Genomic DNA, 13,956 nt, shown 5'->3' with positions numbered 1-13,956 from the left:
ATATCATAGAAATATTTTTAGTGAATAAGCTTGCTTCGTTTTGCTTTTTCGGATAGTTTTGGTACTACTTTGTCGAGCGGTTTTTTGAGTAACAAACCTAATGCAATGAACAAAATGGCAAATCCAGCAAGAACACTCATGTCAATCCAAACAGTTGGCATATAGAGTCCGCCTACACTTTCTCGGATTAAACTAACGGCATAAGTGAACGGCAAGAACGGATAAATCGCTTGGAAAAATGGTGGTGAGACTTGAATTGGGAAGTTCCCGCCCGCTCCTGAAATTTGTAGTACTAACAAGATGATCGCAATACCTTTTCCGACGTTATTAAATAAAGAAACGAGTGTGTAGACAATCGTCATAAAGACCACGCTGATAAACATGCTAAAGAGCACGTGGAGTAAGGGTTCAGCGATGGAAACACCGAGCAAGAATATATTCCCGAGCGTAACAATAAGTGCTTGCATTAACCCGATGGATAAGAACGTTAATAATCGGCCAAAATAACGATGGTAATGGCTGAAAATCCCCGCTGGCACCTCTACATCAACACGTAGTAATGAGATAAGCAAGAGCGCCCCAACCCATAAACAAAGTGCTGTATAAAATGGCGAGCTTGCCGAGCCGTAGTTTGGAATCGGGTAGTAACTTGTTTCTTTTAAATTAACCGGGTTCGCAATAAAGGAACTATCTTTATCGGCATCATTTCTTAGCATTTTAATAATACTTTGCAAATCGTAATTTTTATCGAAATCGGTAATTTTATTGGCGGCATTATTAATTGCTTTTTCAAATTCTGGCAGTTCTTCTCTGGAAAGATTTGCTGCGATTTTAACGGCTTTTTCGAACTCTGGCATTTTTTCTTGGATCAGATTGGATGCTTGATTTATTTCTTTTTCGAGTCCTGGTAAATCATCGCGAATGAAGTTGGCTGCTTTTTTGATATTAGCTTTTACGTTTGGATAATCATTTTGATAAAAATCAGCTGCTTCGTTAATACCTGCGATAATTGTATCTAGTTTCGTATTGATAACCTTAGTTGCTTCATCCAAAGTTTTCTGGATTTCTGGCAGTCGCTCTTGAAATTCTTTTAAATACGTTTGCCCAGTTTGCAGTGTTTCTCTGGAATCTTTCAATACTTGAGTGATTTCTGGGATTTTTGCTTGCAAGTTTTGTAGTAATTTTTGGCTGTCTTTTAAGTCTCCTTGAATTTGATTTAAGCCGGTTTTGATTGCTGGAACAATTTCCGAATCATAGTTTGCTAAAATTTGGTCTAATTTTGCGCTAACATTTTTGGCTTGTTCATTCAATTGATTTAAAAGTTCCTCAGCTGGTTGTTCACCATTTTCTAGTGCTGTGCGTACTTTTGTGATTGTTTGCTTTTGTGCGCCTAGTTGGCTATTAATCGTTTTTAAGTTTGCAATTAAATCGGTAAACGGCTTATTCGGTAAAGTTTCATTTAAGCTTTCCAAAGTTGCAGTTTGTTTTGTAATCATTTGTTGTAAGGAATCAATATCGTTTTCCATTTTCTTCAGTTCGGAAATCGCCTGTTCAGAGTTGATAGAACCATTTTTGATTGCTTCAGTTACTTGGTAAATATTATCTGCCATTTGCTTCATTAGCGTTAAGTTTTGTTTAATAGCAGGTGCTAACGTATCAAATGACTTATTAATTTCGTCTGCAAAATCGGATACTTTATCGACATATCCACTACCATTTTGGGCGATTTTTTCAACTGTTGGAATCGCTGCTGTCGCTGTATCAATCACATCAAGCGCCTTACCAGATTCATTCACCGCGTCATTGACTGTTTTTTTGATCGTTCCGAAGTTTTCATCTACTTCTTTTACTGACTGCGCGATTTGTTTGATTTCTGGGATTTTCTTTTGGAGCACAAGAATATCTTGACCAAGTTGATCGATTTTTGGTAGCTGTTCTTCTACTAATAAAACGTTTTCTGTCGCTTTATTTAGTTCTGGGATTTTTTCATTTAGTTCGACAACCTGATTTGCTTTCGTTTTTAGTTCAGGTAATTTGGCTTCAATTTTGACGGCCTCAGCACCCATTTTTTTAAGTTCTGGTAAAGCATCTTGTACTTGGAATACTTTGGTTTTTAAACGTCTAATTGTCGGTAACTCGTTTTCAAGATCAATTCCTGCTTTATTAAACTCTTCTAAAACAGCCTTACTCACCGTGCCCACAAACTCGGAACTAATTTGATTTACAATAGTTGTTGCTCCGCTTTCTGTCATTTTTGGCGCGATAGCATTGATTTTTTCATTAACCGAGTAATCAATTGTTGGTTTTTTGACGTTATCACTTACAACCGAAACCATATCCTCTGAGAAATTTTTCGGAATATGAATCGAAGCATAATATTTTCCGCTTTTTACGCCTTTTTTCGCTTCTTCTTCACTAACAAAAGTCCAACCAAGTTTTTTATTTTTCTCAAGGGTTTTCTTAAGCTGATCCCCAACGTTCACTTGTTGAGGCTTTTTTCCCGGTACGTCTACTTCTGCGCCTTCATCATCAATTGAAACAGCTACTTTGATTCCTGATGTATTGGAATAAGGATCCCAAAGTGCCTCAATATTAAACCATGCATATAATGATGGCAAAATAATTAATGCAATAACTAATAATAAAGCTAAAGGCGCTTTAAAGAGACGGCGCCAGTCTAAAACAAATATTTCGTATACTTTCCGCATCAAAAGCACCTCCTGTATTTAAGCAAATCATTTTAGAAATACTATCTAAATGTACGGATAATATACAAATTCACTAATTTTTGCATTACCTCTTTTGCTAAGTCATATTTCTTTTCTACCATATAAAAAGTTAGTTGTTCTAATGTATCCATCGTTTCTTCTTCCAAAAGCACTGGTATTATTTTAATATCTTTTTGTGCTTTATTAAAGAAATCACGCTTCATTTTCCTTACAATATCTTCTGCATAACTGTTAGCTAGTTGCGCGACAAATTGTAACAGCCATTTACTCAGCAAAGATAGATAAGCATCGACATTTTCTTCTTTTTGAATGATTCTCATCTCTTTTAGTAATTCATTGCCTTGTTCTGGTTTATAAGTTAAATTTTTACTTTTACATTTTTCAATTGTTTGCACGACGAGAATTTCTGCCATTTCAAGGAGTTCGATAAAACGTCCAGCGCTCATGCTACTTTCGATAACAATAGCCCCCCGGTTCAGTTCGTATTCGATTAATTCTTCGGATACTAAAACCGCAATTGCTTTTCTGACAGGAGTTCGACTAATAGATAATTCTTTTGCAATACCCGCTTCTGAAATATGTTGACCAACATGAAGCTTTCCGCTGAGAATTTTTTCTTTGATTGTATAGTATGCTAATTTTTCGTATGTTTGTTTTTCCATGCTCATCCCTCGTTTTCTATATATTAAAAGTATTTTCTACGCCAAAAAATCACTGTTACCCCCGTTGTAATTAATAGCGTAAATAAAAGAATTAATGCAAACGCGTGCTCATTGTGCATAAATGGCAACTTAATATTCATCCCGTAAACACTCGCCACAATAGTTGGTAAAGATAAAATAATGGTAAAAGATGTTAAAAACTTCATCACGATATTCAAATTATTCGAAATGACAGAAGAAAACACATCTGACATGCCACTAATAATTTGCGTGTATGTATCTGTCATTGCTATTGCTTGTTTATTTTCAATAATAACATCTCTAAGCAGGTCATGGTTATCTTCCTGTTGCATAAAATGTTCCACATCTTCCATTTTATCGAGTATTGCTTTGTTCGATTGAAGTGCAGTTGCAAAAAATACTAAACTTTTCTGAACCGCCATAAACGCATACAGTTGTTCATTTTTCATCGACTGTTTAATCTGTATTTCTAAATTATTTGTTTGTTTGATGATTTGATTTAAGTATTTGAGGTAATAATAAGATACAGCATACAATAATTTTAACAAAAATTGTTTATGATTCGTCGTATCGTATGTTTCTAGTTTCATCGTACGAACATCTTCTAATATTAGTAAGTCGCGTAAAGAGATAGTGACTAGATACTTTCTCGTTAATACGATACCTATTGGCAGTGTTTCGTACATCGTGTAACCAAGTTCATCCTCCGATTCATAAGGATAGTCGACAATCACTAAGGAGTGTCTTACATCTTGTTCTGCTCGTTTTAATTCTATTCTCGAGCGCTCCTCTGAATCGAGTGCATCTAAGATATAAGGTTTTGGCACATCCATTTCTTTACTTAATTGCTCAATTTCATCTTCTGTCGGAGCGGTTACTTTCACCCAGCAACCATCTTCTAACTCGGATAATTGCTCCATTTTTTCATTTGTTGTTTTAAAAAATTCAATCATCTGTGTATCTCCTTTCTTCTAACTTCTTTACAAAATATTTCATTTATGTTACATTATTATTAATAATAATTCATTTATGACAAAGGAGCGATGAAAATGGAATTTATGTCAATGATACTTACAGGAATTGTTTTAGCAGCAATAATCTCAGGACTTTCTTTTGTAGTTGGTAAACTTAGTGGTTTATCTTGGTTTTGGATTGCGTTTTGTGCAAACAGCGGTTTCTTTATTATTTTCATCACTGTGCAAAATTCATTTCCAGATAACGCAGCCGTAGCCCTTTCGTATTTAAATCTTGGAATTGGCGTCGTTTTAATTGCTTTAACGCTTTTCCAATCAAGCAACTGGCTTTTCAAGAAAACAATGCAACGTAAACATTAAAATAATTAATCTAATCTACCTTTCCCTTATTATCGCATCAAAAAACTGTTTAAGCTCATTTTTCGCTTAAACAGTTCTTTTTTTATTTAAAGTGTATCATAATTCCATTTGAATCGGTAACTGAAATCGTTTCGTCAAATCGTTTTACTTCATAACCTTGCTGCTCTAGATTCGTTGTTATCGCTTCTTTGTCTGGTGTGATAATTGTAAACCAAGCTAGCCCGACTTCATTCTCACGACGATTTTCCAAATTGCGTCCAGCCCACATATTTGATCCAATATGATGGTGATAATCGCCTGCTGCAAAAAATCTTGCTGATGGTATTGCTGTCGTTAAATTCATACCAAGCGCTTCTTTATAAAATTGCTCTGCCTTGTCTGCATCAGCTACCTGTAAATGTACATGCCCGATAATTGTCCCACTTGGCATTCCAGTGAAAGGTTCTCCAGTTGCGATTTTTAATAAATCATCCACATCGACTTGCTCTGTCACCATTGGTAAGTTTCCAGCGCTATCACGCATCCAACTATTTTTCGGCCGATCTGCGTAGATTTCAATGCCGTTCCCTTCAATATCATGTAAGTAAAGCGCCTCACTATAAGCATGGTCTCCCGCTCCGTCAATCGGATAACCGGACTGAGCTAAATGCACGAGTACATCTGCTAAACTTTCTCGACTTGGTAATAAAAATGCTGTATGAAACAATCCAACCCGCGGCACTTCTGGAACAACTGCATTATCTATTTTTTTAAGAACAAGCAACGCCTCATCCGAACCTGGCACTCCAAGCTTTACAATCCGATCATTTTCTTCTAATAAAGTTAAACCAATTACTTCTTGATAAAAACCTGCCATCTCTTTTAAATGACCTACATTTAAGACAACTTCGCCTAATCGTAATTTTTCACTAATTTCCACCATGTAAAAAACGCTCCTTTTATTGTAATACATTCATTACAACACAAGGAGCGTCCAAATACCAATAAAACGACTTACAAAAAGTAAGTTAATTATTTTTTAAGTAACTCACTATGTTTCCTACCATATGCAAAGTACACAATTAATCCGATTACAAACCAAATCCCGCAAAGAATCCAGGTGTGAACAGATAAGCGACTTATGAGAAATGCGCATAATAAAAACGAAATTATCGGCAACACAGGATAAAATGGCACTTTGAAGCCTGATTGTTGAATAGATTTATTTTTACGTAAGAAGATAATCCCAATGGACACCATCATAAATGCTAGGAGTGTTCCAATATTGACTAATTCAGCCAATCTATCAAGGGGTACAAGTCCACTAATAATCGCCACAATAAATGCAAAAATCCAGGTGTTTTTGACTGGTGTTTGATATTTTTGATTAATTTCTGCCAGTACTTTTGGTAATAAACCATCACGCCCCATCGCAAAAATCAATCTTGTAGCCCCGTAGCTCATTACTAAAATAACAGTAATCATACCAACTACAGCTCCGAGTGATACGATACCAGCCACCCAATCTTGATTAATCACTTGCAAAGCATAAGCCACTGGATCAGTAACATTTAAATCCGTGTATGGTACCATTCCTGTTAAGACAGCAGAAACCGCTACATATAAAATAGTACAAATAAGTAACGACCCTATTATTCCAATCGGCATAGTTCGTTGCGGGTTTTTCACTTCTTCTGCGGCCGAGGAAACTGCGTCAAAGCCTAAATAAGCAAAGAATACAAGCGCAGCACCGTTCATTACGCCACTAATCCCAAACGGCATAAATGGTTGCCAATTGTCAGGTTTCACATAAAACACGCCAACTACTAAGAAAAGTAAAATAACGCCTACCTTGATAGCTACCATAATCGTATTCACACGCGTTGATTCTTTTATTCCAAGTGTTAATAAGAAAGCAATCACGAGAACGATAATAATTGCAGGTAAATTAATAAATGTACCTACTTCTGGATTAAAAGGCCCAGATACTGCTTCAGGAATGGAAATATGAAAACCTGAAAGTAAAGCATTTAAATAAGAAGACCAGCCACTTGCAACAGATGCCACAGCAAGCCCGTATTCTAAAATAAGTGCCCAGCCTAGCAACCAACCGATTAACTCGCCAAAGACGACATAGCCGTATGTATAGGCGCTCCCTGCTACCGGAACACTAGATGCAAACTCTGAATAACACATCGCAGCAATCGCACAAACAATCGCGGCAATGACGAAAGAAAATATAATCGCCGGTCCAGCATTTTTCGCAGCTACAGTACCAGGTAAAATAAAAATCCCGGTTCCAACAATCGCTCCAACCCCTAGTAAGGTTAAATCAAGCGGTCCGAGTGTTTGTTTTAAATGTGTACTTCCGCTTTTATTATGCATTAAATCTTCTAACGGTTTTCTTCTAAATAATGAATTCATTTTGTCGCCTACCTTTTTACGATCTTCTAAAATAGTATACTTTTGCGCTTTAAAGGTCAATAGAATTGTGAAAAAAAATACAAAACTAATTATAACTTCCTAAAATAGCACCTATTACCCAAATATATCTGAATCATCTTTCATGATTTGCACTGTAAGCATGATTAGGCTAAAATTAGAGAGAATGGATTTGTGCGTATTCGGCACAAAGCATGCTAGAAAGAGGAATTCAATTGATTTTATTTTATTTTTTATTAATTATTAGTAAGTTCACTTTTGCCTATTTCCAGATTTTTAAAGATCCCAATTTCTTGGCGCTAGGAATGGACCTGCTGTTTATCGTATTATTACTTGGGCTAATTCATTTATTTGCTCCGGTTCGTTCTCACGTTTATTGGTATGCTGGAATGTCTTTATTTATCGGCATTCTTATGTTAGTTTGCGTACTTTATGCCCGCTTCTATAATGAAGTTCCTACGTATCATAGTTTCTCACTTATCGGAGAAGTCGGTGTCGTAAAAACAAGCGCTACTAGTTTACTTAGTGGAACTGATTGGCTTTACATCATGGATATTATTTTACTTCCATTTATCCTCTACTTCAGCATAAAAAAAGGCCATGTTTTTCCATCATTCCGCCTAACTAAACGTATTTATGGCGTATCGTTTTTAAGTACTTTACTTGTGCTTAGCGGATTTACTTATTTTATGATGCAACAAAATATCATTAGCGATTCGAAACGAGCAAAGCGGATGGGAATTTTTACATTTAATATTAGTACTGCTCTTGCTGGAACTGATCATGTTAAAGCCGCAGACATTACCGCCAAAAACGTTCGTGATATTAAAGGCGTGGATTTAAAAGAAAAACCTGATTACTTTGGTGCTGCGAAAGGGAAAAACCTGATTATCGTGCAATTAGAATCGTTTCAGCGGAACTTAACAAATATTAAAATTGATGGACAGTCAATCACTCCAACGCTAGATAGTTTACAAAACGAAACAATGTATTCCAATAAGTTTTTCCAAACAGTTTCTAAATCAAATACAGCCGACGCAGAATGGTCTGTTTATACATCCACTTTCCCGAGCGGATACTATACAAATACCCAAACTTACGGCGACCGGGTCATTCCATCTATGCCTCGACTACTTGGTAAAAATGATTATACAACGTCCACTTTCCATACAAATGACGCTAGTTTTTATAATCGAGATGAGTTTTATCCGGCAGTTGGTTTTGATAAATTTTATGATCGTAAATTCTTTGGCGATGAAGACGTAATTGGCTTCTCTCCAAGTGATGAAGTATTATACAACAAAGCGTTCCCTATCTTAGAAAAACAATATAAAAACAATCAAAAATTTTATGCGCAATTAATTAGTGTAAGTAGTCATATGCCATTTAACATCCCTGAAGAAAAGCAAGAAATCAACTTACCGAGTGATTTAAAAGATACAGAACTTGGCAATTATTTTGAAGCAGTTCATTACGCGGATAAACAACTCGGCGCTTTCATTCAAAAATTAAAAGATAGTGGCATTTGGGAGGATTCAGTAGTCGTTTTCTACGGAGACCACCATATTATCAAAACAGATCAACTTCCAGAAGAACAGAAAAAATACGTCAATCGTTCTACCGAGCTTAAAGCAGATCCAGCAGACGATTACCGTATCCCGTTCTTCCTACATTATCCAGGAATGAAAAACCCTGGTGAAATCAAAAATGTTGGCGGTGAGATTGATATTATGCCAACTGTGATGAATTTATTAGGTATTAATACAGGCAATCAAATAATGTTTGGTACTGATATTCTCAATTCAACAAACAATTATGTTCCTGAACGATACACTATGCCTGAAGGAAGCTATTTCACTGATTCTTACATGTATCAGCCAGACGAAAGCTTTGAAACTGGAGCAGCAACGAACTATAACGGAACAAATAAAGAACTATCAGATGAGGTGAAGAAGCGATTCGAAACAAGTCGCAAACTCTTACAGTATTCTGATAGCTACGTAAATAATCTACCATTACGCGACGAAGACAAATAAAAAAAGTAAGTATCCAATATCATGGATACTTACTTTTTTTCATTTAGGTAAAGCTGCATTATGTTCGTTAAACTTTTCAATGCTTTCGAGTGCGAGCGGTTTATTCATCATTTGTAAGAATAAATCATAACCAATCGTTACCGTGTCCGCCCCACTCGCTAATGCTTGCATAATTTGGCGGCTGTTTTTAAAACTCGCCCCCATGATTTTCACTTCTTCAAGACCTTGTAAATCTAGAACATAGCGCAATTCTTCTATCGTTTTCGCTGCATCTAAACCACTTACTTCCATGCGATTGTAATACGGCGCTAAATAGTCTGCCCCAGAAAGAGCCGCAATATAACCTTGCTCGGATGAAAAAATTGCCGTTGCTAAAATAATCGCATCTGGAAACTTAGCGCGAACTGTAGCAATAACTTTTATCCCAGCTTCATGGGCAGGGATTTTCAAGCCAATAACAGTCCCTTCAGCTGGCTTAATTTCTTGAATTCTCAGCACGTCTTCCCAAATTTCTTCTTCTGTTAATCCCGCTGCTTGGACAAATACTAATTTTGCTGGAATGTGAGCAATATGGGTTTTTCTGGGCTGATTTTCTTTCAGTAAAATGGTTGGGTTCGTAGTTACACCCTCAAAAAACGGAAATTGAAGCGCTTTCTTTATTTCCTCTAAATTACCCGTATCTAAAAACATTTCCTCACTCCTTTAAAAGTTTTCTTCTCAATTTAAGTGTAGAAAAGTTCTAAGATGCAGTCAATCATTTCATGGCCCCAAAGTTGTCGGCGTTTTTGTGCAACTAAAAAAGCATCTGAGTAGGCTCAAATGCTTTTTTGATTTTACTTAGTCTTTGGTTCTTTTTTCCAGTTTTTTCGTTTGAATTCAAAGCGTTCCATCCAAGGCCGACCTTTTTTCAGTGCGAAATAGCCTACAATGACGATGAATAAGGCGCCAATAATATCAACAATTATGTCTGTCATCGTATCTTCCAGAGCTGCTCGTCCAGTTAGTGGTGTACCATTTGATAGGTTGTAGCGTTGCATATTTAAGTTCATAATCCCGTCAAAAGTATATTCATACACTTCCCAGAAAGCGCCCATCGTTACAGCAAAACAAAATGCAAAGACAGCGATAAAACCAGGCTTCAGTTTCATGACTACTTTATCATTTGCGTTTAACAAGCTAACGAACGAAAAGCCAATTGCTCCGAGCATCGCCCCACTAAAAGTATGTAAAATTTTATCCCAGTGTGGCACGGTTGAATAGAATTTTTGAACGGTTCCAAGATAAATCGAGCCGTACAAAAAAACAATAAATAAAATATAAACCAGTCCAGGTATTTCAAATTTGAAGCGTCGTGCAATAATGGAAGGCAATAACAAAATAAAAATTCCTAGTAAAATTTCAAATAATAAAAAGATATAATCCCCTCGTAATGTCACATGCGGTCCAGTTGCTGGTTGCTTTATTGGTGCGTTAAAAATTTCATAGATAGTAAAAACGACTGAAATTCCCATTGATGCAAAAACAAACAGCGCTATCCATTGTGTCCAGTTAATCTTTCTCATGCACTCATCTCCAATCTATCATGCAATACCCCTTTTTTCCTAAAAAGAAACTGCTCATCTATCTTAGACTAGAGAAAGACGAGCAGTCAAATGAATCACTATTTCCGGTTGGACTTAAGTAGTCTAAGTCCATTTAAAATTACTAAAATCGTGCTTCCTTCATGTCCCACAACCCCGAACGGTAAATTGATTACTTGAAAAACGTTCGCTGTTATTAAGAGCAGAATCACGGCAATTGCAAAACAAATATTTTGCCAACTAATCCAGTGAAGTCGTTCGGATAGCGTGTAGGCATACGGGATTTTCTCTAAGTCATTTTTCATTAAAACAACATCTGCTGTTTCCATTGCAATATCCGTTCCCTCGCCCATCGCAATGCCAACAGCCGCATGGGCAAGTGCTGGAGCATCATTGATCCCGTCACCAACCATTGCCACGCTTCCATAAGTCAGCGATAGTTCTTTTAAAACATCTACTTTTTTCTCAGGCAAACATCCAGAAACAACCCTATCCATACCAAGTTCAGCTTGGATTGCAGCGCCAGTTTGTGCATTATCTCCTGTTACCATAATTGTTTTAATACCTTTTGCTTTTAGAGCTTGAATGGTCCGAATCGCCTCAGGTCGGCAAGTGTCTTTGAGCGCAAACATCGCAACGATTTCGCCTTCTTTAGCGACATATACAATCGTTTTCCCTTCGCTAGCAAGCCTTTCAAACGCGCCATTTGAAAACTTGGCAGCATTTTCCGCCCCAACATAACCGGCTTTACCGACTTGCCAAGTTTCGCCTTTGTAGCTAGTTTGCACTCCCCAACCTGGCACATCCGTTACTTCTATTTCTGTTAATTTATCCGTTACTTCGATATCTAATGCTTTGGTGATTGCTGCGGCTAATGGGTGCAAAGACTGCCGCTCCATTGCTGCCGCCACATTTATTACTTGCTGTTTATCGATGTGTTCTTTAAATATTTGGTCTGTTAGTTCAGGTGTTCCGTTTGTCAAAGTTCCCGTTTTATCAAATGCAATTGCTTTTACACCGCGCAAATTTTCCAAGTGTACGCCGCCTTTGAATAAAATCCCGTGACGTGCTCCATTAGAAATAGCTGCTAAAGTCGCTGGAGTCACCGAAGCAACTAGCGCACATGGAGAAGCTACAGTAAGTAAAACCATCGCGCGATAAAAAGTTTCATTCCAAGACCAACCGAGTGCAAAATGCGGTAAAAACATCATCACTAAAACAAATAATAATACTGCTTTAACATACGCATCCTCAAATCGCTCAATAAAACGAGCGGTTTTTGAAGGTTCACTCTGGGCGGTTTCTACTAAGCGAATAATCTTGCTAAAAATCGTATTATCAAAAGTTTGCGTTACTTTAATGGTGATAGCACTGCTGACATTAACTGTCCCACCAAACACTTCAGCACCAACAGTTTTCTCAACTGGAACCGATTCACCATTGATTGCTGCTTCATTCAAAGTTGTTGAACCACGAACAATCACACCATCAATTGGAACACTTTCTCCAGGTCGAACGAGTACTTTATCATCTAATTGCAAATCTTTTGCAGCTACTTCTTCAACATCACCATTTGGAAGAAAACGAAAAGCTCGTTCCGGTTGAAAAGCCATTAATTTCGTGATTTCGCGCTTACTTTTATTCGTCGTATACGTTTCTAATGCCCCACTAACTGAGAAAATAAAAATAAGTATGGCGCCTTCAAACCAATAACCAATAATTGAAGCCCCTGTAGCCGCTAATATCATTAAAAGCTCTACATTAAGTTTTTTCGTTTTAATCGTCGCCGCTATCCCTTCCTTAGCTTGTTCAAATCCGCCAATAACAAAGGCACTCAAGAAAATCACCGCTGTCCAAAAATCACCGACATCATTCCCGATTAGACTACCGACAACAATTAAAACCCCACTAATACCAGTCGTTACAAATTGCCAATTCCGCTCCATCCATTCTTTCATAATGCTCATCCTCTCCAAATGATAATGATTCCCATTACCCTAAAAAACACAAAAATCTGCTTTCGCAACTGCGAAAAACAGACTAAACAATAATTATTATAATTAATTTTTAAAGGAAACGTCCTTAACTCACTTGTTATTATAGCACTTTTTAAAAATCATATCAAACTAATTGATAAAATTTATTTCTAATTGAGAATGAATTTCACTATCATTATTACACATAAAAAAACACTTGAGCAAAAAGCCCAAGTGTCTGTTTACATTAAGGTAATTGGTTTCCAGCCGCACTGTAAATTTCATACCATTCTTCGCGACTAAGTGTTACGTCAGAAGCTTTTGCAATATCAGCGATTCTTCCTGGGTTCATTGTACCAACCACTGTTTGGAAGCTTGCTGGGTGACGCTGTATCCACGCAACCGCAATTGCCGAATTAGTCACGCCTTTGTATGCAGCAATTTTATCGATTGTTTTGTTTAATTCAGGGAATTTATCGTTATCTAAGAAAACTCCTTCAAAGAAACCATATTGGAACGGAGACCAAGCTTGGATAGTCATATTATGTAAGCGACTATATTCCAAAATCCCGCCATCGCGATCAAGAGAAGGATCAATCGTCATATTTACGTTAAAACCAGTATCAATCATACCAGTATGCATAATACTAAATTGCAGTTGATTGGCAATTAATTCTTGGTCCACGTATTTTTTTAGTAATTCGATTTGACCTGGGTTTTGATTACTTACGCCGAAATGACGAACTTTCCCGCTTTTTTCAAGCTCAGTGAACGCCGCTGCTACCTCTTCTGGTTCAAAAAGTGTATCCGGACGATGAAGTAATAGTGTATCTAAATAATCTGTTTTCAGGCGTTTCAAGCTACCTTCCACAGAAGAAATAATGTGCTCTTTTGAAAAATCAAAGAATCCTTGACGAATTCCGCATTTTGATTGAAGAATCATTTTTTCACGAACAGTTGCATTCATATCAATTGCATCAGCAAAGACTTCCTCTGATTTACCGCCGCCATAAATATCAGCATGATCAAAAAAATCAATACCGTTTTCAAGTGCTGTGTTAATTACTTTGTTCGCCTCTTCTTTACTAAGATCTGCCATTCTCATACATCCTAGCGAAATTTCTGAAGCGGTTAAATCGCTATTACCAATTGTTATTCGTTTCAAAATCAAGCACCTCTTTCTAAAAGTATATCCTT

Annotated in this window: 11 protein-coding genes; 2 read left to right on the top strand and 9 right to left on the bottom strand. The window is 36.9% G+C overall.

All coding sequences use genetic code 11. The annotated features are described in order from the left end of the window. Nucleotides 1-17 precede the first annotated feature (17 nt). From PQQ29_RS03625 to PQQ29_RS03615, 3 genes are read right to left on the bottom strand one after another with little or no spacing between them, the layout of a single operon-like run. A complete protein-coding gene (locus tag PQQ29_RS03625) occupies nucleotides 18-2,708 on the bottom strand; it encodes a YhgE/Pip domain-containing protein (RefSeq protein ID WP_010990537.1) in 2,691 nt (896 codons plus the stop codon). A 41-nt stretch (nucleotides 2,709-2,749) separates the two neighbouring features. Next, entirely contained in the window at nucleotides 2,750-3,391 is a 642-nt protein-coding gene (locus tag PQQ29_RS03620; RefSeq protein WP_003765783.1) for a GntR family transcriptional regulator, read from the bottom strand. A gap of 23 nt (nucleotides 3,392-3,414) precedes the next feature. Next, a complete protein-coding gene (locus tag PQQ29_RS03615) occupies nucleotides 3,415-4,365 on the bottom strand; it encodes a magnesium transporter CorA family protein (RefSeq protein ID WP_003760863.1) in 951 nt (316 codons plus the stop codon). Nucleotides 4,366-4,461: 96 nt separating this feature from the next. Here PQQ29_RS03615 and PQQ29_RS03610 point away from each other — a divergent pair, with 96 nt between their 5' ends. Continuing rightward, the gene (locus PQQ29_RS03610) at nucleotides 4,462-4,746 is read left to right on the top strand and encodes a hypothetical protein (protein WP_003765781.1); all 285 of its coding nucleotides are present in this window, start codon (nucleotides 4,462-4,464) and stop codon (nucleotides 4,744-4,746) included. 82 nt (nucleotides 4,747-4,828) lie between these two features. Here PQQ29_RS03610 and PQQ29_RS03605 read toward each other — a convergent pair whose 3' ends face one another. Next, nucleotides 4,829-5,668 carry a VOC family protein gene (locus PQQ29_RS03605; protein WP_187984018.1) on the bottom strand — a complete coding sequence of 280 codons (840 nt, stop codon included), beginning with the start codon at nucleotides 5,666-5,668 and terminating at the stop codon, nucleotides 4,829-4,831. Between the two features lie 89 nt (nucleotides 5,669-5,757). Beyond that, entirely contained in the window at nucleotides 5,758-7,149 is a 1,392-nt protein-coding gene (locus tag PQQ29_RS03600; protein ID WP_045554438.1) for a branched-chain amino acid transporter BcaP, read from the bottom strand. A 233-nt stretch (nucleotides 7,150-7,382) separates the two neighbouring features. Here PQQ29_RS03600 and PQQ29_RS03595 point away from each other — a divergent pair, with 233 nt between their 5' ends. After that, nucleotides 7,383-9,203: an LTA synthase family protein gene (locus PQQ29_RS03595; RefSeq protein ID WP_010990534.1), complete on the top strand. Its 1,821-nt coding sequence runs from the start codon at nucleotides 7,383-7,385 to the stop codon at nucleotides 9,201-9,203. 39 nt (nucleotides 9,204-9,242) lie between these two features. On the opposite strand, the gene PQQ29_RS03590 is transcribed toward PQQ29_RS03595, so the two are convergent. The 4 genes from PQQ29_RS03590 to PQQ29_RS03575 all read right to left on the bottom strand — a co-directional run bounded on the left by PQQ29_RS03590 (nucleotide 9,243) and on the right by PQQ29_RS03575 (nucleotide 13,924). Beyond that, complete coding sequence (locus PQQ29_RS03590) at nucleotides 9,243-9,893, bottom strand: transaldolase family protein (RefSeq protein ID WP_003770818.1); 651 nt, start codon at nucleotides 9,891-9,893, stop codon at nucleotides 9,243-9,245. Nucleotides 9,894-10,036: 143 nt separating this feature from the next. Further along, nucleotides 10,037-10,765 (bottom strand): DUF2238 domain-containing protein, encoded by a 729-nt coding sequence (locus PQQ29_RS03585; protein ID WP_003770816.1) that lies wholly within the window; start codon nucleotides 10,763-10,765, stop codon nucleotides 10,037-10,039. Nucleotides 10,766-10,863: 98 nt separating this feature from the next. After that, complete coding sequence (locus PQQ29_RS03580) at nucleotides 10,864-12,741, bottom strand: heavy metal translocating P-type ATPase (protein ID WP_010990533.1); 1,878 nt, start codon at nucleotides 12,739-12,741, stop codon at nucleotides 10,864-10,866. A 265-nt stretch (nucleotides 12,742-13,006) separates the two neighbouring features. Further along, nucleotides 13,007-13,924, bottom strand: a complete 918-nt coding sequence (locus tag PQQ29_RS03575) for an aldo/keto reductase (protein ID WP_010990532.1) — start codon at nucleotides 13,922-13,924, stop codon at nucleotides 13,007-13,009. Between the last annotated feature and the right edge of the window lie 32 nt (nucleotides 13,925-13,956).

It is taken from the genome of Listeria innocua, from assembly GCF_028596125.1.
Lineage (GTDB): Bacteria > Bacillota > Bacilli > Lactobacillales > Listeriaceae > Listeria > Listeria innocua.
The sequence above is the reverse complement of the archived record's forward strand: the minus strand, read 5'-3'. Positions and strand labels throughout refer to the sequence as shown.